Here is a 25,503-nt window from a genome sequence, read left to right on the forward strand (position 1 = left end):
AGTGTGCCGCAATCGTTTGGGCGCGTCACCCCGCAGGCGGGTTCAACCGAGGCGGGCAGGGGAGAGCATGGCGGACTCCAGGCCGAAGCGGGTCAACTGCTCCGGCAGGGGTTGGCCACGCACCAGGGCGGCGCTGGCCTGGCCCATTGCCGGAGAGGTCTGGATGCCATAGCCGCCTTGTCCGGCGACCCAGAACAGCCCGGGCACCTGTGGATCAAAACCGGCCAGCAAGTCGCCATCGCTGACGAAACTGCGCAGGCCGGCCCAGGTCCGGGTCGGACGACGAATGCTCAGGGTGGTGGCTTCTTCGATCTGGTAGATGCCCAGGGCAATGTCCAGCTCTTCGGGCTGCACATCATGGGGCTCCACCGGGTCGGCGTTGGCCGGCGAACCGAGGAACATGCCGGCGTCGGGCTTCATGTAGAAGGACTCGTCCAGGCTCACCAACATCGGCCAGCGGTGGGTATCGAGCCCTTCCGGGCCGGCGAAGATAAAGGCCGCCCGGCGCTTGGGTTGCAGGCCCAGGGGGCGGGCACCGGCCATCGCGCCGATCTGGTCGGCCCAGGCCCCGGCAGCGTTGATCAGCACCGGCGCGCTGAAGCCCTGGCCGCTGGTTTGGACCTGCCACAGCCCTTGTTCATCACGGTGCAGCCCCAGCACTTCATGGTCGGTATAGACCTGGCCCTGATGGCGGCGGATGCCCCGCAGGTAGCCCTGATGCAGGGCGTCGGTGTCGATGTCGCTGGCACTGGGGTCGTAGAGGGCGCCATGGACCTTTTCGCGACGCAGGATTGGCAGGCGAGCGCAGGCTTCGTCGGCACTGAGCAGTTGCATCTCCGGCACCGTGGCCTTGGCGCTCAGGTACTGGTTGTTCAGTTCGGCCGGATCGCCGGTGAAGTCCACGGTCATTTCCCCTCGTGGCGTCAGCAGCGGGTGGTCGCAGAAGCCCTCCGGCGGATGGTCGAAAAAGTCCCGGCTGGCCAGGGTCAGGGCCCGCACCTGGGCGGTGCCATAGGCGGCGGTGTAGAGCGCGGCAGAGCGGCCGGTGGAGTGATAGGCCGGATGGGATTCGCGCTCCAGCACGATGACGCGGCCGTGGCGCGACAGCCAGTAACCGGTGGAGGCTCCGGCGATACCGCCGCCGATGATGATGAAATCTGCCTGGATCATTCAAGGCTCCTGGAAAAGTGCAAGTGACAGGCCCTTAGTGCGGGTGCCGCAGGTGGTACAGGGCATTGGCCAGGGCGATGTCTTCCAGGCCCAGGCCGATGGAGCGGAAGAACACATGGCGCTCGGTGCTGGGGCGTTGAGCCTGGTTGCTCAGCAGCTCCGGCAGGTCGCCGAGAATCGCCGCGTTGTCCCAGCCGTGCTGTTCACCGGCAATCAGCATCTCGCCGGCCGAGCCCGGGGTGGTACGGCGATAGTCACAGTAGACCTGCATCTGCTGCAGTGCGGCGGGCGGCACTTCATGGGCCCGTGGCGCATTGGTGCTGATGGAGGTGATCAGCGCCGGCTTGCTGAGGGTGAGTGGGTCGATGACCGGTCCGGCGGACGAGGTGCAGAGCATGATCACGTCGGCATCTTCGACAGCCTCTTCAAGCTGCGGGACGATTTGCAGGCGCGGATCGAGGGCCTTGAGACGCGCAAGCTCCTCGGCGGATTTGCTCGCCAGGCTTGGGGAAAAGAGGCGGATGCTCTGCCAGGGGCGCAGGTCTTTCACGTAGTGCAGGTGAGCCTGGGCCACGGCGCCGCTGCCGATGATTGCCAGGTGCCGGGCCTCGGGCGTGGCCAGTGCATCGACGGCGACCGCCGTAGTGGCGGCGGTGCGTGCGGTGGTCAGTTCGGCGGCGTCGCACAGCAGCAGCGGCTGGCCGCTGTCCATGGACATCAGCAGGGTCCAGGCGGTGACCAGCGGGCCTTCGGCGCGAACGATGTAGGGCGAGGTCTTGACCCCGTAGACCCGATCTTCAGCCAGCACGCCCAGGTAGTTGATGAAGTCGCCGGCGCCCTGGGGAAACTCCACCAGCTGTTGTGGCGGTTGTACGGCGAGTCCGGCGGCCAGGTCGCGAAACAGTTTGCGCAGGATCTGCGGGACGTCGATTTGCGCGAGCAACTGGCGGGCTTCGGTCTGGGCAATCAGGTAGGGCGTGCTGGGCATGTAGGCGTTCCCAAGGAATTAAACTTATTTGTCTATTATGGACTTTTAGTTTCCTTGAGCAACATCCAGGCGAAAAAAAACGCAGCCGGTGATGGGCTGCGTTTTTTTCGGCGCGTCTGCTATCAGGCTTGCGGGCGTTTGCGCTCTACTGGGCGCAACAGCTCGGCCGGCGGCATCTCGCAGCTGATCTTGCGCCCCAGCAGGGCTTCGATCGATGGCAGCTGATAGGAGTCGTCCTCGCCGGCGAAGCTGATGGAGACGCCGTCGGCACCGGCACGCCCGGTACGGCCGATGCGGTGCACGTAGTCGTCCGGCACTTCCGGCAGGGTGAAGTTGATCACGTGGCTGATGCCGTCGATGTGGATGCCGCGGCCGGCCACGTCGGTGGCCACCAGGACCCGGATCTTGCCTTCGCGGAAGCCTTCCAGGGTCTTGATCCGCTTGTGCTGGGGCACGTCGCCGGACAGCTGGGCGGCGTTCACGCCGTCGCGCACCAGGCGTTCTTCGATGCGCCGCACTTCATCCTTGCGGTTGGCGAAGACCATGACCCGTTCCCAGCCGTTGTCGGTGACCAGGTTGTACAGCAGCTTGTACTTGTCGGCCCCGGCCACGGCATAAATGTGCTGTTCGACGTTTTCGCTGGCGACGTTCTCGGCCTCGATCTCGACGATCGCCGGGTCGGTGGTCCACTGCTTGGCCAGGTTCATCACGTCTTCGGTGAAGGTGGCGGAGAACAGCAGGGTCTGGCGCTCGCTCTTGGGCGGGGTCTGGCGAATGATCTGCCGCACTTGCGGGATGAAGCCCATGTCGAGCATGCGGTCGGCTTCGTCCAGCACCATCACTTCGACCATGTCCAGGTGCACGTCACCGCGCTGGTTGAAGTCCAGCAGGCGGCCCGGGGTGGCCACCAGGATGTCGCAGTGGCGAGCTTCCAGGTGCTTGAGCTGCTTGTCGAAATCCATGCCGCCAACGAAGGTCATGACGTTGAGGCCGGTGTATTTGGTCAGGGCCGCGGCGTCCTTGGCGATCTGCACCACCAGTTCCCGGGTCGGGGCAATGATCAGTGCCCGTGGTTCGCCCATGTAGCGCTCTTTCGGCGGCGGGGTCTGCAGCAACTGGGTGATGATCGAGATCAGGAACGCGGCGGTCTTGCCGGTGCCGGTCTGGGCACGGCCGATGGCGTCTTTACCCGCCAGGGTGAAGCCCAGTACCTGGGCCTGGATCGGCGTGCAGTAGGGAAAGCCCAGGTCCTGGATGGCGTGCATCAGTTCCGGAGCGAGCTTGAAGTCGTGGAAACGGGTCTTGCCTTCCTGGGGTTGCACCACGAAGTCTTCGATTTTCCAGGTGCTGACCGCTGGTTTTGGCGGCCGCGGGCGCTGCGCTTGCTCAGGTTTGGGTTGCTCGGCCTTGGGCTTCTCTTGGCGCGGTGCTTTGGGAGCGGAAGGGGCGGCCGGTGTGTTCACCGGTTCTTTTTTAGCTGCGGTAGCAGGTGCGCTCCGCTCCGGCTGACGGCCGTCATTGCGGCTGCTGGAACTGGGGGAAGGGGCGCTGGGGCTTGGCGCGAGCGGCTCAGCCTCGCTTTTACCGAAGATTTTCTTGAGTGCTTTGAGCACGGTCATCTCATCAATTGGTTAAGGAATGTACGCCGGCCAGTGTAATGCAAGAAACGGGCGCGGCGTAGTCTGTTGCTTGTGGTCCTGGCGCGAGGCACTTTTTCTAGCGCAAACGCTCGCTCAGCCAGGTGCCGATATCACGGATTTCTTCCGGTAACACCTCGTGTCCCATTGGGTATTCCTGCCATGTCACGGTGACACCGTGCTGTTTCAGGTACTCGTATGCGGTGCGTCCCATGGCGTTCTGCACCACTTCGTCGTACTGGCCGTGCAGGGACAGCACCGGAATCCGCTGTTGGCTGGCGCAAAGTTGCAGTTCATCGCTGAAGGTCGGGGCATAGGTGGAGAGGGCAAGTACGCCACCCAAGGGACCCTGCCATTTGAGGAAGGCGGTGTGCAGTACCACGGCGCCACCTTGGGAGAAACCCGCGAGGAAAATGCGCGATGCGTCTATTCCGCTTGCGCGTTGCTCTTCGATCAGTCTGATGACCTCGTCAGATGATTCTTCGAGCTGTTCGCGACTGATCGCGCGAGCCGGGCTCATGGCCAAAATGTCGTACCAGCTGGGCATGGCGTATCCGCCATTGATGGTCACGGCACGGGTCGGTGCCTGGGGCAGGACGAAGCGGGTGCTCAAGAGTTTTTCCTGCAGCATCTCGGCCACCGGCAGGAAGTCGTAACGGTCCGCTCCCAGGCCATGAAGCCAGATCACACAGGCATCTGCGGGCTTACTGGGCTGAAGAATCAAGGGCTCGGTCATGGCTGCTCCATTTATGTGCGTGCGCGCTGATTGAGTGCGAGGTTAAGGGGCGCGCCCGGTTGATCGGTGAAGAAGATGTCGCACGGTTGAACGTTTTGCTATTGACCACTGGCTGAAACGCTTTAGCCGAAACTGTGGTACGGGCTTTGCTATGGCTCAGAAAGAGGAGCGGATGTGATAGCACGCTCTGCCGGCGGTAACACTAACAGGCTACCGCGGGCGATGGCATACCCCACCTCCTCTGATACCGGTTCGCCTACGGCCGCTACGGGCTCTGTGAACTGCAAAGGGCTAAAGCCCGTTCGGCCGATTGGTGAGATGTAGGTCCCCCATTACGTGGATTTCTCCTACTAGACTCATAGCGAAGGTCTTACGCCGCTTGACCCTATAAAAAGCCGACGCGGGTCAACAGCGCCTCATGAGGGTGCGGCAGGACTCAAGCTCCGACACAACAAGAGCAAAACTGGAGGTTTGAATGAAGATGTTGAAATCCACCCTGGCCGTCGTTACGGCGGCCACGGTACTGGCTACAAGCGGTTTCGCACAGGCGGGTGCGACCCTCGATGCAGTACAGAAGAAAGGTTTCGTACAGTGCGGCGTCAGCGATGGTCTGCCGGGCTTCTCGGTACCGGACGCTACCGGCAAGATTCTCGGCATTGACGCCGATGTCTGCCGTGCCGTGGCCGCAGCCGTATTCGGCGATGCGACCAAGGTCAAGTTCAGCCAGCTGAACGCCAAGGAGCGCTTCACTGCGCTGCAATCCGGCGAGATCGACGTGCTGTCGCGCAATACCACCTGGACCAGTTCCCGTGACGCGGGTATGGGCTTGATGTTCGCCGGCGTCACTTATTACGACGGCATTGGCTTCCTGGTGAACAACAAACTGGGTGTGAAAAGTGCCAAGGAGTTGGACGGTGCGACCATCTGTATTCAAGCCGGTACTACCACCGAGCTGAACGTGTCGGACTACTTCCGCGGCAATGGTCTGAAATACACCCCGATCACCTTCGATACTTCCGATGAAAGCGCCAAGTCCCTGGAGTCCGGTCGTTGTGACGTGCTGACCTCCGACAAGTCCCAGCTTTACGCACAGCGCAGCAAGCTGGCGACTCCGACCGAATACGTCGTACTGCCGGAAACCATCTCCAAGGAGCCTTTGGGCCCGGTGGTGCGTAAGGGCGACGAAGAGTGGTTCAGCATCGTCAAGTGGACCCTGTTCGCCATGCTCAACGCCGAAGAGGCGGGCATCACTTCGAAAAACGTCGAAGCTGAAGCCAAGTCCACCAAGAACCCTGATGTAGCACGTCTGCTGGGCGCGGACGGTGAATACGGCAAAGACCTGAAACTGCCGAAGGACTGGGTAGTACAGATCGTCAAGCAAGTAGGTAACTACGGTGAAGTGTTCGAGAAAAACCTCGGCAAGAGCACGCCACTGGCCATCGACCGCGGCCTGAACGCGCTGTGGAACAACGGCGGCATCCAATACGCACCACCTGTGCGCTGATGGTTCTATCACCCGGCGGGCCAACCGCCGGGTGATGTTCTGTTCCATTATTCCTGGGGCACTTCATGCAAAATTCAATCGGCGCACCCAAGCAGAGGCTTAGCCTCAGCGATCCGCGTGTGCGCGCCTGGCTGTTCCAGATCATCACCCTTGTGGCGGTGGTTTCGCTGGGCTGGTTTCTGTTCGACAACACGCAAACCAACCTCCAGCACCGGGGTATTACCTCGGGTTTCGACTTTCTTGAGCGCAGCGCCGGTTTCGGCATCGCTCAACACTTGATTGCCTACACCGAAGCGGACAGTTATGCCCGGGTCTTCGTCATCGGTCTGCTCAATACGCTGCTGGTGACCTTTATCGGGGTGATCCTGGCGACCTTGCTGGGGTTCATCATCGGGGTGGCGCGGCTGTCGCAGAACTGGATCATCAGCAAGCTGGCGACGGTGTATGTGGAAGTGTTCCGCAATATTCCGCCACTGCTGCAGATCCTGTTCTGGTACTTCGCGGTGTTCCTGACCATGCCGGGGCCGCGCAACAGCCATAACTTCGGCGACACCTTCTTCGTCAGCAGTCGTGGCTTGAACATGCCGGCGGCGCAGATGGCTCCAGGGTTCTGGGCGTTCTTTGCGAGTGTGGTGCTGGCCATCGTCGCCATCGTGCTGATGTGCCGCTGGGCCAACAAACGCTTTGAAGACACCGGGGTGCCGTTCCACAAGTTCTGGACTGGCCTGGCGTTGTTGCTGGTGATTCCGGCGCTGTGCGCGCTGGTCTTCGGCTCGCCCATGCATTGGGAGTTGCCGAAGCTGCAAGGCTTCAACTTCGTCGGCGGCTGGGTACTGATCCCCGAACTCTTGGCCCTGACCCTGGCCCTGACCGTCTACACGGCGGCGTTCATTGCCGAAATCGTGCGTTCCGGGATCAAGTCGGTCAGCCACGGCCAGACCGAGGCAGCCCGTTCCCTGGGCCTGCGCAACGGTCCGACCCTGCGCAAGGTGATCATTCCCCAGGCCTTGCGGGTGATCATTCCGCCATTGACCAGCCAGTATCTGAACCTGGCGAAGAACTCGTCCCTGGCCGCCGGTATCGGTTACCCGGAAATGGTTTCGCTGTTCGCCGGCACGGTGCTCAACCAGACCGGCCAGGCCATTGAGGTCATTGCCATCACCATGAGCGTGTACCTGGCAATCAGCATCAGCATTTCCCTGCTGATGAACTGGTACAACAAGCGCATTGCGCTGATCGAGCGGTGAGGAAGCGCCCATGACGACTCATACTTTCAAGCCCGATATGCCGCCGCCCAGCCGCAGTATCGGCGTGCTGGCGTGGATGCGCGCCAACATGTTCTCCAACTGGCTCAACACCCTGTTGACCCTGTTTGCCTTCTACCTGATCTACCTGGTGGTGCCGCCGATCCTGCAGTGGGCGATCCTCGACGCCAACTGGGTCGGCACCACCCGTGCCGACTGCACCAAGGACGGTGCCTGTTGGGTGTTCATCCAGCAGCGTTTCGGCCAGTTCATGTATGGCTACTACCCAGTGGAACTGCGCTGGCGGGTGGACCTGACCGTATGGCTGGCGGTGATCGGCGTGGCTCCCTTGTTCATCTCGCGCTTTGCTCGCAAAGCGATCTACGGCTTGTGTTTCCTGGTGTGGTACCCGGTGTTGGCCTACACCCTGCTGCACGGCGGCTACCTGGGCCTGAGCACCGTCGCCACCAGCCAGTGGGGCGGCCTGATGCTGACTTTGGTGATTGCCACGGTGGGCATTGCCGGGGCCTTGCCCCTGGGCATCCTGCTGGCATTGGGACGACGTTCCAACCTGCCGGCGATCCGCGTGGTCTGCGTGACCTTCATCGAGTTCTGGCGTGGCGTGCCGCTGATCACGGTGCTGTTCATGTCGTCGGTGATGTTGCCGCTGTTCCTGCCCGAGGGCATGAACTTCGACAAGCTGCTGCGGGCGTTGATCGGGGTGATCCTGTTCCAGTCGGCCTATGTGGCCGAGGTGGTGCGTGGCGGTTTGCAGGCCATTCCCAAGGGCCAGTACGAAGCGGCTGCCGCCATGGGCCTGGGTTACTGGCGCGCGATGGGCCTGGTGATTCTGCCGCAGGCCCTGAAGCTGGTGATCCCCGGGATCGTCAACACCTTCATCGCCCTGTTCAAGGACACGAGCTTGGTGATCATCATTGGCCTGTTCGACCTGCTCAACAGCGTCAAGCAAGCCGCCGCCGACCCCAAATGGCTGGGCATGGCCACCGAAGGCTATGTCTTCGCGGCCCTGGTGTTCTGGATTTTCTGTTTTGGTATGTCCCGCTACTCCATGCATCTGGAGCGTAAGTTGGACACAGGCCACAAGCGTTAGGAGTACCTCCATGAGTGAAGCGAACAAAAAGCCTGTGGGCCCTGAAGGCATTATTCAGATGCAGGGTGTGAACAAGTGGTATGGCCAGTTCCACGTGTTGAAGGACATTAACCTCAACGTCCAGCAGGGCGAGCGCATCGTCCTGTGCGGGCCTTCGGGCTCGGGCAAATCCACCACCATCCGCTGCCTCAACCGTCTGGAAGAGCACCAGCAGGGACGCATCGTGGTGGACGGGGTGGAGCTGACCAACGACCTCAAGCAGATCGAGGCCATTCGCCGGGAAGTGGGCATGGTGTTCCAGCACTTCAACCTGTTTCCGCACTTGACCATCCTGCAGAACTGCACCCTGGCGCCGATGTGGGTGCGCAAGATGCCCAAGCGCAAGGCCGAGGAAATTGCCATGCATTACTTGGAGCGGGTGCGGATTCCGGAGCAGGCCCACAAGTACCCGGGCCAGCTTTCCGGTGGCCAGCAGCAACGGGTGGCGATTGCCCGGGCGCTGTGCATGAAGCCCAAGATCATGCTGTTCGATGAACCCACCTCGGCCCTGGACCCGGAAATGGTCAAGGAGGTGCTGGACACCATGATCGGCCTCGCCGAAGACGGCATGACCATGCTCTGCGTGACCCATGAAATGGGTTTTGCTCGCACCGTGGCCAACCGGGTGATCTTCATGGACAAGGGCGAGATCGTCGAGCAGGCGGCACCGAATGACTTCTTCGACAACCCGCAAAATGATCGCACCAAGCTGTTCCTGAGCCAGATCCTGCATTGATCCTGATGCAGGGCCCGCGCTGACGATAAACCCGGACTGGTTCCGGGTTTATTTTTGCCCGGCGTTCAACCGCCGGCAGCGCCGAGCTGTTGTTCGGGGTGGTCGCTGGAGGCAGAAGGCGCCCGCTGTGGTGCGCTGAGTTCCAGTACGTCCTTCATCAACTGTGGGTGGCGATCCAGCAGGCGCATCAGCACGTACAGCGGTTGGGGCACGCCGACTTCGCCGCGCTCGTAACGGGAAAAGGCGTTGTGCCCGCCACCGGACAGCAGTTTGACCGCCTCTTTCTGCGAGAGGTGCAGCTGGCGGCGGATGCGCTTCATGTCGGCGGCGACGCTCTGCCGGTACTCTTCCAGCAATTGGTCGCCCGCGGCGGCGTAGCGTTGTGCACTGGCGGCGTCGAATTCGATTTCACCGCATTCCTGGCATTCCCAGCCCGCCAGGCCATGAAGGTGACGCTGTAAGTGCCGGTAGTCGACGAGCTCGCTGCGCTGCTCGAACGCCAGCATGCCGGTCGGAGCGCCGCAGCTGTAGCATTGTTGTTGTTTCAAGTCTCTGCCTCCTTGAAGGAGATCACGGGAGGCCCTGCACCGGGGCGGTAGGTGACCTTGATGTAGAGCGTCCAGTTATCGATGCGGGTGTAGTACACGTCCTGCCACAGCCGATGATCGCTATAGGTGGTCATCGATTTGTAGAACAGGCTGCCCTGGAGTCCGGCTACTACTCGTTGCATGGCGGCCAGGGACAATCCGAGTTCCCTGCCGCAACGCAATGCGCTTCGAGTGAAGGCTTGTGCTCCTTGCTGAACGACCTGTGCCTTGATCAGCGACAGGTCGTAATGAGGTGTTTTCTTTTCCATGAGACACCCTTGATGCTTGATCGAAATTACCCTTATAGGGTTTTTTGTCAAGGCATGATTGCAATGGCGAAAGTGCCTCCTCCAGCCTAAATCGTTGAACTCTCGGAAAAGCCTGAATACCATGTCGGGCAATTCATCCGATGATTGGATGAAAGAGTGAGTTCAATGAGCGAAATTTCCCCCCTGATCAAACGTTCCCTGGTCGACCAGGCCCTGGAGCAGTTGCGCCTGCGCATCACCAAGGGCGTCTGGGCCGTCGGCCAGCGCCTGCCCACCGAGCCGGAGCTGGCCAGTGAGCTGGGCATCAGCCGCAACACCGTGCGTGAAGCCATGCGGGTGCTGGCGTTTTCCGGGTTGATCGAGATTCGCCAGGGCGATGGCAGCTACCTGCGAGCCGTGGCTGATCCCCTGGACATGCTCCAGGCCCTGTCCCAATGCTCTCTGGAGCAGGCCCGGGAAACCCGGCAGATCCTTGAAGTGGAGGCGGTTGGCCTCGCGGCCCTGCGTCGCACCGACGAGGACCTGCGCGCCTTGAGCGAAGCCTTGCAGGCCAGCGGCGGGCATTTTCATGGCGATCTGGAAAGCTACATCGCCTGCGACCTGGTGTTTCATCAGGGCCTGGTGGATGCCGCGCACAATCCGACCCTGAGCCAGCTGTACCGCTATTTCTCCAGTGTGGTGGGCGCCCAGTTGCGCCAGGCCTTGACGGTCACTCCGCGCCGCCAGGACGTCTTCGATCTCCACCAGCATCTGCTGGACGCCATCGAGCAGGGCGACCCCGAGCGGGCCAAGCACCTGTCCCGCCAGTTGATCAACGAATCCTGAATCCGAGACCTTTATGTCCAACCAGCAGTCCCCTCCGAACACCCCGTCGCCTCCCGAGTTGTTGATCGATGCCGAGGCCGATGACGAAGAAGTCCAGCAGGCCCCGCCACCTTTGCGGCGGCCCTGGCTGTTGCTGTTGGGGCTGATCCTGGTGGCGTTGAACCTGCGTCCGGCGCTGTCGAGCATGGCGCCGTTGCTCAGTGACGTATCCCAGAGCCTGGGCCTGTCGGCGGCCAAGGCGGGATTGCTGACCACTTTGCCGGTGTTGTGCCTGGGGCTGTTCGCGCCTTTGGCGCCGCTACTGGCCCGGCGTTTCGGCGCCGAACGGGTGGTGCTGGGGATTCTCCTGACCCTGGCCCTGGGCATTGTCCTGCGCAGCTCGCTCGGTGAGTTCGGGGTCTTTGCCGGGAGCATCCTGGCCGGGGCCAGCATCGGCGTGATCGGGGTGCTGCTGCCGGGCATCGTCAAGCGCGACTTCGCCCGGCATGCGGGAAGCATGACCGGGGTCTACACCATGGCCCTGTGCCTGGGGGCAGCCATGGCGGCAGGCGCGACGGTGCCCTTGAGCCACCACTTCGATGACAGCTGGGCCATGGGCCTTGGCTTCTGGGTGGTGCCTGCGTTGATGGCAGCGCTGTTCTGGTTGCCTCAAGTGGGGCAGAAACACGGTGCCCACCATGTCGCTTTCCGTGTGCGCGGGTTGCTGCGCGATCGCCTGGCCTGGCAGGTGACCTTGTACATGGGCTTGCAATCGTCCCTGGCCTACATCGTGTTTGGCTGGTTGCCATCGATCCTGATCGGTCGTGGGCTGACTCCGACCCAGGCCGGACTGGTGCTGTCGGGTTCGGTCATCGTGCAACTGGCCAGCTCCCTGGCGGCGCCCTGGCTGGCGACTCGCGGCAAGGACCAGCGTCTGGCCATCGTGATCGTCATGTTGATGACCTTGGGCGGTCTGTTCGGTTGCCTGTATGCACCGCTTGATGGCTTGTGGGGCTGGGCCATTCTGCTGGGCCTGGGGCAAGGAGGTACTTTCAGCCTGGCCCTGACCCTGATCGTCCTGCGCTCACGGGATACCCATGTGGCCGCCAACCTGTCGAGCATGGCCCAGGGCATCGGCTACACCCTGGCGTCCATGGGGCCGTTTGCCGTGGGGTTGGTGCATGACTGGACCGGCGGCTGGAACGCCGTGGGCTGGATTTTCGCGGTGTTGGGCAGCGGGGCGATCATTGCCGGGCTGGGCGCCGGCCGCTCGCTGTATGTGCAGGCGCAAAGCGAGAGGATCTGAGGAGCGTCACTGTCGGTATTTGCACGGCAAATGCCGATAGTCTTCTCTGGGCGTGCGGATTATTGTGCTGGCATCCCTTTGTCCTTCCGGAGTCCGCCCATGAGTGATGCCCACCGCGTCCTGATCACTGAGTTCTATCAGGCCTTCCAGCGGCTCGATGCCGAGGCCATGAGCGCCTGCTATACCGAGGACGTTGTATTCAGTGATCCGGCCTTCGGCGAGTTGCGCGGACGTGACGCCGGCGACATGTGGCGCATGCTCACCGCGCGGGCCAAGGACTTTTCCCTGACCTTCGATCAGGTGCATGCCGACGAGCGTTCGGGTGGCGCGCACTGGGTCGCCACCTACCTGTTCAGCCAGACCGGCAACACGGTGGTCAACGATATCCAGGCGCGTTTCGTGTTTCGCGATGGCAAGATCTGTGAGCACCACGACCATTTCGACCTGTGGCGTTGGGCGCGCCAGGCCCTGGGGGCCAAGGGGCTTTTGCTGGGCTGGACGCCGCTGCTGAAAAATGCCGTTCGCGCCCAGGCCCGTAAAGGCCTCAAGGCCTTCCAGAGCGGTCGCTGAAAGCCATCCTCTGCTAAGATCGCGGCTTGTTATCCACAGGCCCCGATGGTTTTTGTGAGCAGCCCCGATCCAAACCCCGTGATTGCCGGCGAACTGCCTGCGCCTGCCAGCAAACCCTGGTTTGTGTATCTGGTGCGCGCGGCCAATGGCGCCCTTTATTGCGGCATCAGCGACGACCCGGTGAAGCGCTTCGCCAAGCACCAGAGTGGCAAGGGCGCGCGTTTCTTTCTCTCCAGCCCGGCGGTGGCTCTGGTCTATACCGAAGCTTGTCGGGACAAGAGCGAGGCTCTGCGTCAGGAGCGGTTGATCAAGAAGCTCAGGAAAAGCGCCAAGGAGTGTCTGGTGGCGTCTGCCGGGGCAGCAGCATCAATCTGACTGATAGGTGCTCATCAGTCGGATCGGTAGGCCGTCCATGGATTGCGCGCTAAGCTCAGCGCTTTCCCTCTTCCGGCGGACCCCAGCATGTCAGAGTTGATCCTGCACCATTACCCGACTTCTCCCTTCGCGGAAAAAGCCCGTTTGCTCCTGGGCTTCAAGGGTCTGTCCTGGCGCTCCGTGAAGATTTCCCCGGTGATGCCCAAGCCTGATCTGACCGCCCTGACCGGTGGCTATCGCAAGACGCCGGTACTGCAAGTCGGTGCTGATATCTACTGCGACACGGCTTTGATCGCCCGGCGTCTGGAGCGGGAAAAGGCCTCGCCGGTGCTGTTCCCCGAAGGCCAGGAAATGATCAGCGCGACCTTCGCCGCCTGGGTCGACTCGGTGGTGTTCCAGCATGCGGTGACCCTGGTGTTCCAGCCCGAGTCTGCCGCAGCACGTTTCGGCAAGATGCCGCCGGAGGTGGTCAAGGCCTTCATGGCCGACCGTGCCGGGTTGTTCAGTGGCGGCAGCGCCAGTCGTCTGCCCCTGGAAGTGGCCAAGCATCAGTGGCCGACCATCATGGCGCGTCTGGAGCAGCAACTGCAGCGTGAGCCGGGGGACTTCCTGTTTGGTGAGCCCTCGATTGCCGATATCGCCCTGGCGCACCCGCTGTGGTTCCTCAAGGGGACGCCGGTGACGGCGCCGCTGGTGGACGAGTATCCGGCGGTATCAGCCTGGTTGGCGCGAGTGCTGGGCTTTGGTCACGGCTCCTTCACCGAAATGAGCGCTGAAGAGGCCCTTGAGGTGTCGCGTGGTGCTACCCCGGCGCCGCTGCCGGATAAGCGGTTTGTCGATCCCAATGGCTTTGTGGCAGGGCAGCAGGTGGTGATTGCTGCGACCGACTATGGAGTCGATCCGGTGGCAGGCGAGTTGCTGTTTGCCGGTACTGAAGAGTTGATCCTGCGCCGTGAAGATCCACGTGCCGGCGTGGTCCACGTGCACTTCCCGCGGTTGGGTTTCCGTATCCAGGCGCAGTGACTCACACCTGTAGGAGCTGGCTTGCCAGCGAAGGCGTCCTCAAGATCGGTGCACGATCTGCCGGCCCCTTCGCCGGCAAGCGCCGCGTCGGCTCGCCGGTTCCTACGGTTGCAGCGCCGCCATGATGGCATCGGGATCATAGGTGCGGAGCAGGGTTCCATTCACATCCAGGATCGGAATCCCGGCACCGCCCAGAGCGGTATAGGCCTTACGCGCCTCTGCATCTTTCTCGATGTCGAACTCCCGATAGGGAATGCCCTTCTGATCGAGAAAGCGTCGGGTAGCCTTGCAGTAGCCGCACCAGTCGGTGGCGTACAGCACCACCCGGGCCTGGTTGCGGATCTCTTCGCTGACCACCGCCGAAGGGTTGAACAGCCGTTCGATCTTGCCCCAGTTCTGATAGACCACCACCACCAGCAGGATCAGCAGGAACTTCTTCAGTACTCCCTGGAGCATCAGTTGCGGCGCTTGAGCTGGTCGGTCAGCTGGGTCGGCAGGCCCTTGATGATCAGGGTCCCGGCTTCTTCGTCGTACTCGATCTTCGAGCCCAGCAGGTGGGCTTCGAAGCTGATGGACAGGCCTTCGGCGCGACCGGTGAAGCGGCGGAACTGGTTGAGGGTGCGTTTATCCGCAGGAATTTCCGGCGATAGCCCGTAATCCTTGTTGCGGATGTGGTCGTAGAACGCCTTGGGGCGGTCTTCGTCGATCAGTTCCGAGAGTTCTTCCAGGCCCATGGGTTCGCCGAGCTTGGCTTGGCTGCTGGCGTAGTCCACCAGGGTCTTGGTCTTTTCCCGGGCCGACTCTTCCGGCAGGTCTTCGCTTTCGACGAAGTCGCTGAAGGCCTTGAGCAGGGTGCGGGTCTCGCCCGGACCGTCGACGCCTTCCTGGCAGCCGATGAAGTCGCGGAAGTACTCCGAGACCTTCTTGCCGTTCTTGCCCTTGATAAAGGAGATGTACTGCTTGGACTGCTTGTTGTTCTGCCACTCGGAGATGTTGATCCGCGCGGCGAGGTGCAGTTGGCCCAGGTCCAGATGGCGCGACGGGGTCACGTCCAGTTGGTCGGTCACCGCCACGCCTTCGCTGTGGTGTAGCAGGGCGATCGCCAGATAGTCGGTCATGCCCTGTTGGTAATGAGCAAACAGCACGTGGCCGCCCACCGACAGGTTGGATTCCTCCATCAGCTTCTGCAGATGCTCCACCGCCACCCGGCTGAATGCGGTGAAGTCCTGGCCGCCGTCCAGGTACTCCTTCAGCCAGCCGCTGAAGGGGAAAGCGCCGGACTCGGGATGGAACAGGCCCCAGGCTTTGCCCTGTTTGGCGTTATAGCTTTCATTGAGGTCGGCGAGCATGTTCTCGATGGCCGCGGACTCTGCCAGTTCGGAGTCTCGGGCATGCAGAACTGCGGGGCTGCCGTCGGGTTTTTTGTCGATCAGGTGGACGATGCAATGACGGATCGGCATGGGCTTCTCGGCTGATTGAAGGGGGAGGGCGGACTCCCCGAAAAAGTGCCCAGTGTACCGCACCCGTTGGTTTTGGCGCGGTTTGCCAGGCGATGAACGGCCTGTCGGTAACGCTTATGCATTTTTTTACCGATTTAGAGCAATAAAGCTGACCAAATGGCTAGGTAGAGGCGGATATTTCCCCGTCTGTGTGCTAGTTTTGCCCCGTCTTACGCGATGTCTCAGCGTTAAGCGTGCATTCAGCATTTGTCGGGTCGAACCAAACCCTGATTTCGGTATCTATAACCCCGATCTGTCGTGGTTGTAACCGGGGTGCCAGATTCACAAGATCTGGCTCGATGGCTGACACTGCACTCTGCAATCCAAATGAATTTGATAGGGAAGGAACACCACAATGGCTATTACTAAAGACCAACTGATCGCTGATATCGCTGAAGCTATCGACGCGCCGAAAACCACCGCGCGTAACGCTCTGGACCAACTGGCCCAGATCGTTGCTGATCAATTGGAAAATGGCGGCGAAATCACTCTGCCAGGTATCGGCAAGCTGAAAGTGACCGAGCGTCCTGCCCGTACTGGCCGTAACCCATCGACTGGCGCTGCCATCGAAATCGCTGCCAAGAAAGTTATCAAGCTGGTTGTGGCTAAAGGCCTGACCGACGCTGTTAACAAGTAAGACTTGCAGTGAAACCGTGCTCAGAAGTACTCCGGGCACGGTTTGTGTGACACCGATTCACGCAAGGTGAATCGTCTTTGAATCTCCCGCCTCTTTAGTTCTTCCTAACCCAGCGTTCCTGACTCCAGGCCTGTTGCTGTGCCTTGTCCTTGAAGGTCCAGGCGACGAAGCGGCTCTGTTTCTGTCCCTGGGACATCTCTACCACCTGGCTTTCTAGGACCCCGGCCTTTTTCAGCGCGCTTTCAATCGCCGGCAGGTTCGAGGCCTTTGACACCAGGGTGCTGAACCACAGCACTTGCTGGCCGACGCCGGCGCTCTCGCTGATCAACTGGCTGACGAAACGGATCTCGCCACCCTCGCACCAGAGTTCCCGGGCCTGGCCGCCGAAATTCAGCACTGGCAGCTTGCGCTTGGGATCGGCCTTGCCCAGAGCTCGCCACTTGCGCTGGCTGCCGCGGGTGGCTTCGTCCAGGGAGGCATGGAAGGGCGGGTTGCACATCGTCAGGTCGAAACGCTCGGTGCTTTCCAGCAGGCCGCTGAGGATCTGCTTGGGGTTGCCCTGCTGGCGCAGGCTGATGGCCTTGTTCAAGCCGTTGGCCTGGACAATGGCCTTGGCTGCGGACAGGGCAGTGCTGTCGATGTCCGAACCGAGGAACTGCCAGCGGTAGTCGCTGTAGCCGATCAGCGGGTAGATGCAGTTGGCGCCGACGCCGACGTCCAGTACTCGTACCGCCGCGCCACGAGGGATTTCACCCTGGTTGTGGCTGGCCAGCAGGTCGGCGAGGAAATGCACGTAGTCGGCGCGACCGGGCACGGGTGGGCAGAGAAAGTCCGCCGGAATGTCCCAGTGGGCGATGCCGTAGAAGGCCTTGAGCAGGGCTCGGTTGAATACCCGCACGGCGGCCGGGTCGGCGAAGTCGATACTTTCCTTGCCGTAGGGATTGAGGATCACGAACTGCCCCAGTTCCGGGGTGCTCTTGATCAGTTGCGGGAAGTCGTAACGCCCCTGGTGACGATTGCGCGGATGCAGGCTGGCCTTTTCCCGGGGTGCGGCGTTTTTGGCCGGGGAGGCGGTTTTGGGCTTTTTGCGCGCAGGCTTTGGGGTGTTGGGGGCGGTCATGGGGGATCGATTCGGGGCTGGTTCAAAGTGGCGGGCATTGTCACACAGGAGCAACGGTAAGTTTCAAGCGGCGAGCGACAAGTGATGCAAGCGTGCCTTCTCGCTACATAAGACAGCGCGCATAAAAAAGGGAGGCCTGTACGGGCCTCCCTCTTTCACACTGCGCGAATCGCCGTTACAGGCTGGAGATCCGTGCGTGCTGCTCTGCCAGCTTGCCCAGAGCCTGTTCGGCTTCGGCCAGTTTGGCGCGTTCCTTCTCGATCACTTCGGCCGGAGCCTTGTCGACGAAGGAGGCGTTGGACAGCTTGCCGCCCACTCGCTGCACTTCGCCTTGCAGGCGTTGGATCTCCTTGTCCAGACGGGCCAGTTCCGCACCTTTGTCGATCAGGCCGGCCATGGGCACCAGCACTTCCATCTCACCCACCAGGGCGGTGGCAGACAGCGGCGCTTCGTCGCCGGCACCCAGCACAGTGATGGATTCGAGTCGGGCCAGCTTCTTCAGCAAGGCTTCGTTCTCGGTCAGGCGACGCTGGTCTTCGGCACTAACGTTCTTCAGGAACAGGGCCAGGGGCTTGCCCGGGCCGATGTTCATTTCCGCGCGAATGTTGCGAGTGCCGAGCATCAGGCCCTTGAGCCATTCGATGTCGTCTTCGGCGGCCTGGTCGATGCGGGCTTCGTTAGCCACCGGCCAAGGCTGCAGCATGATGGTCTTGCCTTCGGCGCCGGCCAACGGTGCCAGGCGCTGCCAGATTTCCTCGGTGATGAACGGCATGAATGGATGGGCCAGGCGCAGGGCCACTTCCAGTACCCGCACCAGTGTGCGACGGGTGCCGCGCTGGCGTTCAACCGGCGCGTTCTCGTCCCACAGCACGGGCTTGGACAGCTCCAGGTACCAGTCGCAGTACTGGTTCCAGATGAACTCGTACAGGGCCTGGGCGGCCAGGTCGAAACGGAACTGGTCGAGCTGACGGGTCACTTCAGCTTCGGTGCGCTGCAGTTGCGAGATGATCCAGCGGTCCGCCAGGGACAGCTCATAGGCCTCGCCGTTCTGACCGCAGTCCTCGCCCTTATCCAGCACGTAGCGCGCAGCGTTCCAGATCTTGTTGCAGAAGTTGCGGTAACCCTCGACGCGGCCCATGTCGAACTTGATGTCGCGGCCGGTGGTGGCCAGGGAGCAGAAGGTGAAGCGCAGGGCGTCGGTGCCGTAGCTGGCGATGCCGTCGGCGAATTCGGCGCGGGTCTGCTTCTCGATGGCTTTCTGCAGTTTGGGCTGCATCAGGCCGGTGGTGCGCTTCTGCACCAGGGTTTCGAGGTCGATACCGTCGATGATGTCCAGCGGGTCGAGGACGTTGCCCTTGGACTTGGACATCTTCTGGCCCTGGCCGTCGCGGACCAGACCGTGCACGTACACGGTCTTGAACGGAACCTGCGGCGTGCCGTCTTCGTTCTTCACCAGGTGCATGGTGAGCATGATCATCCGGGCGACCCAGAAGAAAATGATGTCGAAGCCGGTGACCAGCACGTCGGTCGGGTGGAAGGTCTTGAGGAAGTCGGTCTGTTCCGGCCAGCCCAGGGTGGAGAAGGTCCACAGGCCCGAGCTGAACCAGGTGTCGAGTACGTCGTTGTCCTGCTGCAGGGCAACGTCCGGACCGAGGTTGTGCTTGGCTCGCACTTCGGCTTCATCGCGGCCGACATAGACCTTGCCCGATTCGTCGTACCAGGCCGGAATCCGGTGGCCCCACCACAGCTGGCGGCTGATGCACCAGTCCTGGATGTCGCGCATCCAGGAGAAGTACATGTTCTCGTACTGCTTGGGCACGAAGGCGATGCGGCCGTCTTCCACAGCAGCGATGGCAGGTTCGGCCAGCGGCTTGGTGGAGACGTACCACTGGTCGGTGAGCCACGGCTCGATGACGGTGCCGGAGCGGTCGCCCTTCGGCACTTTCAGGGCGTGGTCGTCGACGCTGACCAGCAGGCCAGCGGCGTCGAAGGCAGCCACGATCTGCTTGCGCGCTTCGAAACGATCCAGGCCCACGTACTCGGCCGGGATCTTGCCGTCGATGGTTTCGTTGAGGCTGCCGTCCAGGTTGAACACCTGGCAGGCCGGCAGCACGGCGGCGTTCTTGTCGAAGATGTTGAGCAGCGGCAGGTTGTGGCGCTTGCCGACTTCGTAGTCGTTGAAATCATGGGCCGGGGTGATTTTCACGCAGCCGGTGCCGAATTCAGGGTCGCAGTAGTCATCGGCAATGATCGGGATGCGCCGACCGACCAGGGGCAGTTCGACGAACTTGCCGATCAGCGCCTTGTAACGCTCGTCTTCAGGGTTCACCGCGACGGCGGAGTCGCCGAGCATGGTTTCCGGACGAGTGGTGGCGACGATCAGGTAGTCGTTGCCTTCAGCGGTCTTGGCGCCGTCGGCCAGTGGATACTTCAGGTTCCACAGGAAGCCTTTCTCGTCGTGGTTTTCCACTTCCAGATCGGAAATCGCCGTGTGCAGCTTGGTGTCCCAGTTCACCAGGCGCTTGCCGCGGTAGATCAGACCATCTTCGTGCAGGCGCACGAAGGCTTCCTTCACCGCTTCCGACAGGCCGTCGTCCATGGTGAAGCGCTCGCGGCTCCAGTCCACGGAGGAGCCCAGGCGACGGATCTGGCGGCTGATGTTGCCCCCGGATTGATCCTTCCATTCCCAGACTTTTTCGAGGAATTTTTCCCGGCCCAGATCATGGCGATTCTGGCCCTGGGCTTCGATCTGACGCTCCACCAGCATCTGTGTGGCGATACCGGCGTGGTCGGTACCCGGCTGCCACAGGGTGTTGCGACCCTGCATGCGGCGGAAGCGGATCAGGGCGTCCATGATCGCGTTGTTGAAGCCGTGGCCCATGTGCAGGCTGCCGGTGACGTTCGGCGGCGGGATCATGATGGTGTAGGAGTCGCCCGCGCCTTGCGGGGCGAAGTAGTTCTCGGACTCCCAGGTCTGGTACCAGGAAGTTTCAATGGCGTGCGGCTGGTAGGTCTTATCCATGCGCGGCGGGACCCTATTGGCATTTATTCAGGAAAAGCCGGGAAGTATAGCGGAGGGGGGCAGCAGCAAGCCACAAGCGGCAAGCGACAAGATGGCCATGCCCGGCTTTTGCGTGTGGCTTATGGTTTGCCGTTGGTGGCTGCTGCGAGCAGGCGTTCCAGGCGGGCGTCGAGGCGGCGCTTGATTTCGGTTTCGATGTGCGGGGCGAAATCGTCGATCACGTCTTGCATGATCAGCTGGGCAGCGGCACGCAGTTCGGTATCCAGGTGCAGCAGGGCATCGGCGCTGTTGCTGGCAGGGGCGGGTTTGGCTGCGGGGGCGGTCGCTGGAGCTGGAGCTGGAGCAGGGGCTGGTGCCGTCACTTGAACTGGTGCCGGTGCCGGTGCAGCTTGCGGTTTGGCTTGCGCTGCGGGTGCAGCTTCGGTTTCGTCAGGTTGCTGGCTGCCCACCATGTCGAACAGCAGGGGGATTTGCACTTCGCCGCTCACGGTTTCGGTCAGCAGTGGCGGTTGCAGATTGTCATCGCCGAGCAGTTGACGGATCGACTCGAGGTCGTCCAGCAGATGCGCGGGCTTTTGCAGCGGGTTGGGAGTGTCCATCGGGTGCTCAGAGTCGCTGTAAACGGTGATCTTGCAGAGGATAGCCCTGTTCGCGATAGAAACGGAAACTCTCGCGGGCCGCCTGACGAATAGTCGGGTCTTCCACCACCACTTCGGCAATTCGGGCAAAGCGCGGTGCAAAGGCCGGTACTTTCAGGTCCAGGTTCACCAGCAGGTCGTTGTGTTCGCCAGGGTCCTGGCCCAAGCCAAGCACGATCAGGCCGTCGGCTTCGCTTTCTGCCGGGCCGTGGGGAACGAAGGCTTCGCCCTTGAAGCGCCACAGGCGGGCGTCGAGCTCGTCCCGTTGTTGGGCGTCGCTGCAATGCAGGTAGATGCGATGGCCCATGCGCCAGGCCTTGTCGGTGAGCTTGCAGGCAAAATCCAGGCGCGCCGCAGGGTCCGCGCTGGGAAGAATGTAGAAGTCGACTTTGGTCATTGGGATTCCTGAGCCGGAAAGGGCGCCGCCTTCAAGCGACACCCTTCGCGGTCATGGTTTTCAGGCTTTGGCGCGGTCCAGCAGGTATTGGGTCAGCAGGGGGACGGGGCGGCCGGTGGCGCCCTTGTCCTTGCCGCCGCTGGTCCAGGCGGTGCCGGCGATATCCAGGTGCGCCCAGTTCAGGTTCTTGGTGAAGCGCGAGAGGAAGCACGCGGCAGTGATGGTCCCGGCCTTTGGCCCGCCAATGTTGGCGATATCGGCGAACGGGCTGTCCAGTTGTTCCTGGTACTCATCGAACAGCGGCAGTTGCCAGGCGCGGTCGTCGGCTTGCTGGCCGGCGCTTAGCAGTTGGCCGATCAACTCGTCGTTGTTGCCCAGCAGGCCGGACGTATGGGCGCCCAGGGCGACCACGCAGGCACCGGTCAGGGTGGCGATGTCGATCACAGCCTGGGGCTTGAAGCGTTCGGCGTAGGTCAGGGCGTCGCACAGCACCAGACGGCCTTCGGCGTCGGTATTGAGGATTTCCACGGTCTGGCCGCTCATGGTGGTGACGATATCGCCAGGCCGTGCAGCGCCGCCGCTGGGCATGTTCTCGGCGCAGGCCAGGATGCATACCAGGTTGATCGGCAGTTGCAGTTCGAGCACGGCGCGCAGGGTGCCGAACACGCTGGCGGCGCCGCCCATGTCGTATTTCATTTCGTCCATGCCGGCGCCCGGCTTGAGGCTGATGCCGCCGGTGTCGAAGGTGATGCCCTTGCCCACCAGGGCAAACGGCTTCTCGGATTTCTTGCCGCCGTTGTATTGCATGACGATCAGGCGCGGCGGCTGGTCGCTGCCCTGGCCTACGGCATAGAACGAGCCCATGCCCAGTTCCTTGATCTTCTTCTCGTCAAGGACTTCGACTTTCAGGCCCTTGAACTCCTTGCCCAGGGCCTTAGCCTGTTCACCCAGAAACGTCGGGTGGCAAACGTTCGGCGGCAGGTTGCCCAGGTCGCGGGTAAAAGCCATGCCTTTGGCGATGGCTTGGGCGTGGGTCACGCCGCGCTCGACTTCAGCCTGGGCGGCCTTGATGGTCAGCAGGGTGATTTTCTTCAGGGCGCGGGGTTCGGCTTTCTGGCTCTTGTAGCGATCGAATACGTAACCGCCGTCCACCAGGGTTTCGGCCAGCAGACGGGTCTTGCCATAGCTGTCGCGGCCTTTGACCACAACTTCGTCCAGAGCCAGCACGGCATCGCTGCCGCCCAGGCCCTTGAGGGTGGCAAGTACACCGCTGATGATCTTGCGGAACGGGCGGTCGCCCAGTTCCTCATCCTTGCCGACGCCCACCAGCAGCAGGCGTTCCGCCTTCAGCTTGGCCACGCCGTGCAGCAGCAGGCTCTGGCCGACCTTGCCGGCCAGATCGCCGCGCTTGAGTACGGCGCTGATGGCGCCGCCGCTGAGTTCGTCGAGTTGCTTGGCCACGTTGCCGAGTTTGCGGCCTTCGCCGACGGCGACCACCAGGGTGGCGGTCTTCAACGTTTCCGGGCTAGCGCTTTTTACAACCAGTTCCATGTCTGGGTCCCTGAATGAATGGTCAAAGAGCGCAGGAAAGACTCCGGCGCGGGGCTTGTCTATATAGAAGAAGGCGTCGCGTGCTGCCGACGACAAAGCCGCCAGTTTGAACCTCGCCCGTTGCGGCTGACAACCCTCGTCTTGGCCAAGTTCGCTGCTTTAGAGCGTCGGGTGAGCATCCTCCGTGACAGGCGCGCGCAATCACAGGATAATGCGCCATCTTTTTTTCGGCGGCCCTGTCTCTGGGGCCGGCTCGATACGTTTGCTTGTTCGGCCGCCTTAGCCTGACAACCCTGGAGTGTCTGGTTTGATCGTCTTTCGTTATCTATCCCGCGAAGTCCTGTTGACCCTGAGTGCCGTGAGTGCGGTGCTGCTGGTCATCATCATGAGCGGACGCTTCGTCAAGTTCCTCGCACAAGCCGCCTCGGGCGCCCTGGACCCGGGCTCGCTGTTCCTGATCATGGGCTTTCGTCTGCCGGGCTTTTTGCAGCTGATCCTGCCATTGGGACTGTTCCTGGGCATTCTCCTGGCTTACGGCCGGCTCTATCTCGAAAGCGAGATGACCGTGTTGTCGGCTACCGGCATGAGTCAGCAGCGTTTGCTGGGCATGACCATGATCCCGGCGGCCCTTGTGGCCCTGCTGGTGGCCTGGTTGAGCCTGAGTCTGGCGCCGCAGGGAGCCAATCAGTTCCAGTTGCTGCTGAACAAACAGGATGCGCTGACCGAGTTCGACACCCTGGTGGCCGGGCGCTTCCAGGCGCTCAATGATGGCACTCGGGTGACCTATACCGAGCAGCTTTCCGAGGACCGCACCAATCTTTCCGGAGTGTTCATCTCCGAAAAACGCCTGAGCCGGGAGAAAAAGGACCAGGGCATTTCGGTGCTGGTGGCCGAGAAGGGGCACCAGGACATTCGTCCCGATGGCAATCGCTACCTGATCCTGGAAAACGGCTATCGCTATGACGGCAATCCAGGTGAGGCCAACTACCGGGTGATCAAGTACGACACCTACGGCGTGCTGCTGGAGCGGCCTGATGTCAGCGACGAAGTCACCGATCGCGATGCCATGCCCACTGCTGATCTGATCGGCAAGGATGACCTGCGGGCCCGTGCCGAGCTGCAATGGCGCCTGTCTCTGCCATTGCTGGTGTTTATCGTGACCTTGATGGCGGTGCCGTTGTCTCGGGTCAACCCGCGCCAGGGCCGCTTCCTCAAGCTGATCCCGGCCATCCTGCTGTATATGGCGTACCTGACTATCCTGATCGCGGTACGTGGCGCCATGGAGAAAGGCAAGATCTCGCCAACCCTGGGGCTGTGGTGGGTTCACCTGATGTTCCTGGCGATTGGTCTGGGTTTGATGTACTGGGAACCGTTGCGTTTGAAGATGGCGAGTCGTCGCAGCATGAAGGAGATGGCTCGTGGTTAAGCTCGATCGCTACATCGGTAGCAGTGTGTTCATGGCTATTCTCGCGGTCCTGGGGATCATCCTCGGGCTGGCTTCGCTGTTTGCCTTCATCGATGAGATGGGCAGTGTCAGCGATACCTACACCGTGATGGATGTGATGAGCTACGTGGCGCTCACTGCTCCGCGCCGGGTCTATGAAATGTTGCCGATGGCCGGCCTGATCGGCTGCCTGATCGGTCTTGGCTCCCTGGCCAGCAACAGCGAGCTGACCATCATGCGTGCTGCCGGCGTTTCTGTCGGTCGTATCGTCTGGGCGGTGATGAAGCCGATGCTGGTGCTGATGCTGGTGGGCGTGCTGGTGGGCGAGTACGTCGCGCCGGCCACCGAAACCCAGGCCCAGGCCAGTCGCGCCCTGGCCCAGGGTTCCGGCGATGCCCAGAGCTCCAAGCGCGGCCTGTGGCACCGCCAGGGCGAGGAGTTCATCCATATCAACGCAGTGCAGCCCAATGGCCTGCTGTATGGCGTGACTCGCTATCACTTCGATGACAGTCACCACATGTTGTCGTCGAGTTTTGCCCGTCAGGCACGGTTCCACGAGAACTACTGGCAGTTGACTGATGTCACCACCACCTATTTCCGTGACGGTCACACCGAGGTCATCAGCGTGCCCGATGAGCGTTGGGATGTGGCCCTGAGCCCGCAACTGCTGAGCACCGTGGTCATGGCGCCGGAGTCCCTGTCCATCAGTGGTCTGTGGGGCTATATCCATTATCTGGCCGACCAGGGTTTGAACAATGGCCGCTACTGGCTGGCGTTCTGGGTCAAGGTGCTGCAGCCGTTGGTGACGGCGGCCCTGGTGCTGATGGCGATTTCCTTCATTTTCGGACCGCTGCGTTCGGTGACCCTGGGGCAGCGGGTATTCACCGGCGTATTGGTGGGCTTCACCTTCCGTATCGCCCAGGACCTGCTGGGCCCTTCGAGCCTGGTGTTCGGCTTCTCGCCGCTGTTCGCGGTGCTGGTGCCGGCGGGTATCTGTGCCATTGCTGGTTTCTGGCTATTGCGCCGAGCCGGCTGATTCATTGGCTCTACCAGGCGATTAGCGCAACGCCCCGGTCCTTGAATCGGGGCGTTTTTG

Annotated in this window: 25 protein-coding genes; 12 read left to right on the forward strand and 13 right to left on the reverse strand. The window is 61.9% G+C overall.

All coding sequences use genetic code 11. The features are described from left to right. Positions 1–42: 42 nt before the first annotated feature. From KHO49_RS06245 to KHO49_RS06260, 4 genes are all read right to left on the reverse strand, one after another. On the reverse strand, positions 43–1,170 hold the full coding sequence (locus KHO49_RS06245; RefSeq protein WP_213664772.1) for an NAD(P)/FAD-dependent oxidoreductase: 1,128 nt from the start codon (positions 1,168–1,170) through the stop codon (positions 43–45). Positions 1,171–1,204: 34 nt separating this feature from the next. After that, the gene (locus KHO49_RS06250; RefSeq protein ID WP_213664773.1) at positions 1,205–2,158 is read right to left on the reverse strand and encodes an ornithine cyclodeaminase family protein; all 954 of its coding nucleotides are present in this window, start codon (positions 2,156–2,158) and stop codon (positions 1,205–1,207) included. A gap of 122 nt (positions 2,159–2,280) precedes the next feature. Further along, on the reverse strand, positions 2,281–3,777 hold the full coding sequence (gene rhlB / locus KHO49_RS06255) for an ATP-dependent RNA helicase RhlB (RefSeq protein WP_213664774.1): 1,497 nt from the start codon (positions 3,775–3,777) through the stop codon (positions 2,281–2,283). A 97-nt stretch (positions 3,778–3,874) separates the two neighbouring features. Next, positions 3,875–4,531: an alpha/beta hydrolase gene (locus tag KHO49_RS06260; RefSeq protein WP_102878469.1), complete on the reverse strand. Its 657-nt coding sequence runs from the start codon at positions 4,529–4,531 to the stop codon at positions 3,875–3,877. 475 nt (positions 4,532–5,006) lie between these two features. Between KHO49_RS06260 and KHO49_RS06265 the strand changes: the two genes are divergently transcribed. The 4 genes from KHO49_RS06265 to KHO49_RS06280 all read left to right on the forward strand — a co-directional run bounded on the left by KHO49_RS06265 (position 5,007) and on the right by KHO49_RS06280 (position 9,165). Further along, the gene (locus KHO49_RS06265; RefSeq protein ID WP_102878470.1) at positions 5,007–6,035 is read left to right on the forward strand and encodes an amino acid ABC transporter substrate-binding protein; all 1,029 of its coding nucleotides are present in this window, start codon (positions 5,007–5,009) and stop codon (positions 6,033–6,035) included. A 65-nt stretch (positions 6,036–6,100) separates the two neighbouring features. Next, positions 6,101–7,282 carry an amino acid ABC transporter permease gene (locus KHO49_RS06270; RefSeq protein ID WP_213664775.1) on the forward strand — a complete coding sequence of 394 codons (1,182 nt, stop codon included), beginning with the start codon at positions 6,101–6,103 and terminating at the stop codon, positions 7,280–7,282. 10 nt (positions 7,283–7,292) lie between these two features. Continuing rightward, on the forward strand, positions 7,293–8,390 hold the full coding sequence (locus KHO49_RS06275; RefSeq protein WP_102861261.1) for an amino acid ABC transporter permease: 1,098 nt from the start codon (positions 7,293–7,295) through the stop codon (positions 8,388–8,390). A gap of 10 nt (positions 8,391–8,400) precedes the next feature. After that, positions 8,401–9,165, forward strand: coding sequence for an amino acid ABC transporter ATP-binding protein (locus KHO49_RS06280; RefSeq protein WP_102878472.1), 765 nt, complete (start codon positions 8,401–8,403; stop codon positions 9,163–9,165). A gap of 65 nt (positions 9,166–9,230) precedes the next feature. Here the strand turns inward: KHO49_RS06280 and KHO49_RS06285 are convergent, their stop codons facing one another. Both KHO49_RS06285 and KHO49_RS06290 read right to left on the reverse strand, forming a co-directional pair. After that, the gene (locus KHO49_RS06285; protein WP_213664776.1) at positions 9,231–9,713 is read right to left on the reverse strand and encodes a type II toxin-antitoxin system MqsA family antitoxin; all 483 of its coding nucleotides are present in this window, start codon (positions 9,711–9,713) and stop codon (positions 9,231–9,233) included. Next, the gene (locus KHO49_RS06290) at positions 9,710–10,021 is read right to left on the reverse strand and encodes a type II toxin-antitoxin system MqsR family toxin (RefSeq protein ID WP_213664777.1); all 312 of its coding nucleotides are present in this window, start codon (positions 10,019–10,021) and stop codon (positions 9,710–9,712) included. The genes KHO49_RS06285 and KHO49_RS06290 overlap by 4 nt, the downstream gene beginning before the upstream one ends. A gap of 165 nt (positions 10,022–10,186) precedes the next feature. On the opposite strand from KHO49_RS06290, the gene KHO49_RS06295 reads away from it, so the two are divergent. From KHO49_RS06295 to KHO49_RS06315, 5 genes are all read left to right on the forward strand, one after another. Then, positions 10,187–10,846: a FadR/GntR family transcriptional regulator gene (locus tag KHO49_RS06295; protein WP_110652305.1), complete on the forward strand. Its 660-nt coding sequence runs from the start codon at positions 10,187–10,189 to the stop codon at positions 10,844–10,846. 13 nt (positions 10,847–10,859) lie between these two features. Beyond that, positions 10,860–12,131: a CynX/NimT family MFS transporter gene (locus tag KHO49_RS06300; RefSeq protein WP_102878475.1), complete on the forward strand. Its 1,272-nt coding sequence runs from the start codon at positions 10,860–10,862 to the stop codon at positions 12,129–12,131. Positions 12,132–12,230: 99 nt separating this feature from the next. Continuing rightward, positions 12,231–12,701: a nuclear transport factor 2 family protein gene (locus KHO49_RS06305; protein WP_213664778.1), complete on the forward strand. Its 471-nt coding sequence runs from the start codon at positions 12,231–12,233 to the stop codon at positions 12,699–12,701. A gap of 54 nt (positions 12,702–12,755) precedes the next feature. Continuing rightward, positions 12,756–13,076 carry a GIY-YIG nuclease family protein gene (locus KHO49_RS06310; RefSeq protein WP_102861714.1) on the forward strand — a complete coding sequence of 107 codons (321 nt, stop codon included), beginning with the start codon at positions 12,756–12,758 and terminating at the stop codon, positions 13,074–13,076. 87 nt (positions 13,077–13,163) lie between these two features. After that, positions 13,164–14,099, forward strand: a complete 936-nt coding sequence (locus KHO49_RS06315) for a glutathione S-transferase family protein (RefSeq protein ID WP_213664779.1) — start codon at positions 13,164–13,166, stop codon at positions 14,097–14,099. Positions 14,100–14,201: 102 nt separating this feature from the next. On the opposite strand, the gene KHO49_RS06320 is transcribed toward KHO49_RS06315, so the two are convergent. After that, the gene (locus KHO49_RS06320; RefSeq protein ID WP_110652307.1) at positions 14,202–14,555 is read right to left on the reverse strand and encodes a glutaredoxin family protein; all 354 of its coding nucleotides are present in this window, start codon (positions 14,553–14,555) and stop codon (positions 14,202–14,204) included. Then, positions 14,555–15,559: a nucleoid-associated protein YejK gene (yejK, locus tag KHO49_RS06325; RefSeq protein ID WP_060837659.1), complete on the reverse strand. Its 1,005-nt coding sequence runs from the start codon at positions 15,557–15,559 to the stop codon at positions 14,555–14,557. Before yejK ends, KHO49_RS06320 begins: the two co-directional genes overlap by 1 nt. A gap of 394 nt (positions 15,560–15,953) precedes the next feature. Between yejK and KHO49_RS06330 the strand changes: the two genes are divergently transcribed. Further along, positions 15,954–16,235, forward strand: a complete 282-nt coding sequence (locus KHO49_RS06330; protein ID WP_003440137.1) for an HU family DNA-binding protein — start codon at positions 15,954–15,956, stop codon at positions 16,233–16,235. 94 nt (positions 16,236–16,329) lie between these two features. Here the strand turns inward: KHO49_RS06330 and rlmF are convergent, their stop codons facing one another. From rlmF to KHO49_RS06355, 5 genes are all read right to left on the reverse strand, one after another. Then, a complete protein-coding gene (gene rlmF / locus KHO49_RS06335; RefSeq protein WP_213664780.1) occupies positions 16,330–17,355 on the reverse strand; it encodes a 23S rRNA (adenine(1618)-N(6))-methyltransferase RlmF in 1,026 nt (341 codons plus the stop codon). A gap of 175 nt (positions 17,356–17,530) precedes the next feature. Beyond that, entirely contained in the window at positions 17,531–20,377 is a 2,847-nt protein-coding gene (locus KHO49_RS06340; RefSeq protein WP_110652309.1) for a valine--tRNA ligase, read from the reverse strand. A gap of 119 nt (positions 20,378–20,496) precedes the next feature. Beyond that, positions 20,497–20,976: a DNA polymerase III subunit chi gene (locus KHO49_RS06345; RefSeq protein WP_213664781.1), complete on the reverse strand. Its 480-nt coding sequence runs from the start codon at positions 20,974–20,976 to the stop codon at positions 20,497–20,499. A gap of 7 nt (positions 20,977–20,983) precedes the next feature. Continuing rightward, positions 20,984–21,412, reverse strand: coding sequence for a DNA polymerase III subunit chi (locus KHO49_RS06350; protein ID WP_102861272.1), 429 nt, complete (start codon positions 21,410–21,412; stop codon positions 20,984–20,986). Between the two features lie 60 nt (positions 21,413–21,472). Further along, positions 21,473–22,963 (reverse strand): leucyl aminopeptidase, encoded by a 1,491-nt coding sequence (locus tag KHO49_RS06355; RefSeq protein ID WP_102861273.1) that lies wholly within the window; start codon positions 22,961–22,963, stop codon positions 21,473–21,475. A 307-nt stretch (positions 22,964–23,270) separates the two neighbouring features. Between KHO49_RS06355 and lptF the strand changes: the two genes are divergently transcribed. Both lptF and lptG read left to right on the forward strand, forming a co-directional pair. After that, on the forward strand, positions 23,271–24,389 hold the full coding sequence (gene lptF, locus KHO49_RS06360) for an LPS export ABC transporter permease LptF (RefSeq protein WP_102878482.1): 1,119 nt from the start codon (positions 23,271–23,273) through the stop codon (positions 24,387–24,389). Further along, entirely contained in the window at positions 24,382–25,443 is a 1,062-nt protein-coding gene (gene lptG / locus KHO49_RS06365; RefSeq protein WP_102861275.1) for an LPS export ABC transporter permease LptG, read from the forward strand. The genes lptF and lptG overlap by 8 nt, the downstream gene beginning before the upstream one ends. Positions 25,444–25,503: the final 60 nt, after the last annotated feature.

The sequence above is a fragment of the Pseudomonas sp. RC4D1 genome (genome assembly GCF_018390395.1).
GTDB lineage: Bacteria > Pseudomonadota > Gammaproteobacteria > Pseudomonadales > Pseudomonadaceae > Aquipseudomonas > Aquipseudomonas danubii.

What these genes read in the sequence shown, in the direction of transcription:
- KHO49_RS06280 (WP_102878472.1), top strand. Translation starts at nt 8,401, where the DNA reads ATGAGTGAAGCGAACAAAAAGCCTGTGGGCCCTGAAGGCATTATTCAG.
- KHO49_RS06315 (WP_213664779.1), top strand. Translation starts at nt 13,164, where the DNA reads ATGTCAGAGTTGATCCTGCACCATTACCCGACTTCTCCCTTCGCGGAA.
- KHO49_RS06345 (WP_213664781.1), bottom strand. Translation starts at nt 20,976, where the DNA reads ATGGACACTCCCAACCCGCTGCAAAAGCCCGCGCATCTGCTGGACGAC.
- KHO49_RS06340 (WP_110652309.1), bottom strand. Translation starts at nt 20,377, where the DNA reads ATGGATAAGACCTACCAGCCGCACGCCATTGAAACTTCCTGGTACCAG.
- KHO49_RS06300 (WP_102878475.1), top strand. Translation starts at nt 10,860, where the DNA reads ATGTCCAACCAGCAGTCCCCTCCGAACACCCCGTCGCCTCCCGAGTTG.
- KHO49_RS06350 (WP_102861272.1), bottom strand. Translation starts at nt 21,412, where the DNA reads ATGACCAAAGTCGACTTCTACATTCTTCCCAGCGCGGACCCTGCGGCG.
- KHO49_RS06260 (WP_102878469.1), bottom strand. Translation starts at nt 4,531, where the DNA reads ATGACCGAGCCCTTGATTCTTCAGCCCAGTAAGCCCGCAGATGCCTGT.
- KHO49_RS06275 (WP_102861261.1), top strand. Translation starts at nt 7,293, where the DNA reads ATGACGACTCATACTTTCAAGCCCGATATGCCGCCGCCCAGCCGCAGT.
- KHO49_RS06330 (WP_003440137.1), top strand. Translation starts at nt 15,954, where the DNA reads ATGGCTATTACTAAAGACCAACTGATCGCTGATATCGCTGAAGCTATC.
- rlmF (WP_213664780.1), bottom strand. Translation starts at nt 17,355, where the DNA reads ATGACCGCCCCCAACACCCCAAAGCCTGCGCGCAAAAAGCCCAAAACC.
- KHO49_RS06355 (WP_102861273.1), bottom strand. Translation starts at nt 22,963, where the DNA reads ATGGAACTGGTTGTAAAAAGCGCTAGCCCGGAAACGTTGAAGACCGCC.
- rhlB (WP_213664774.1), bottom strand. Translation starts at nt 3,777, where the DNA reads ATGACCGTGCTCAAAGCACTCAAGAAAATCTTCGGTAAAAGCGAGGCT.
- KHO49_RS06245 (WP_213664772.1), bottom strand. Translation starts at nt 1,170, where the DNA reads ATGATCCAGGCAGATTTCATCATCATCGGCGGCGGTATCGCCGGAGCC.
- KHO49_RS06295 (WP_110652305.1), top strand. Translation starts at nt 10,187, where the DNA reads ATGAGCGAAATTTCCCCCCTGATCAAACGTTCCCTGGTCGACCAGGCC.
- yejK (WP_060837659.1), bottom strand. Translation starts at nt 15,559, where the DNA reads ATGCCGATCCGTCATTGCATCGTCCACCTGATCGACAAAAAACCCGAC.
- KHO49_RS06290 (WP_213664777.1), bottom strand. Translation starts at nt 10,021, where the DNA reads ATGGAAAAGAAAACACCTCATTACGACCTGTCGCTGATCAAGGCACAG.
- KHO49_RS06250 (WP_213664773.1), bottom strand. Translation starts at nt 2,158, where the DNA reads ATGCCCAGCACGCCCTACCTGATTGCCCAGACCGAAGCCCGCCAGTTG.
- KHO49_RS06320 (WP_110652307.1), bottom strand. Translation starts at nt 14,555, where the DNA reads ATGCTCCAGGGAGTACTGAAGAAGTTCCTGCTGATCCTGCTGGTGGTG.
- KHO49_RS06305 (WP_213664778.1), top strand. Translation starts at nt 12,231, where the DNA reads ATGAGTGATGCCCACCGCGTCCTGATCACTGAGTTCTATCAGGCCTTC.
- KHO49_RS06270 (WP_213664775.1), top strand. Translation starts at nt 6,101, where the DNA reads ATGCAAAATTCAATCGGCGCACCCAAGCAGAGGCTTAGCCTCAGCGAT.
- KHO49_RS06265 (WP_102878470.1), top strand. Translation starts at nt 5,007, where the DNA reads ATGAAGATGTTGAAATCCACCCTGGCCGTCGTTACGGCGGCCACGGTA.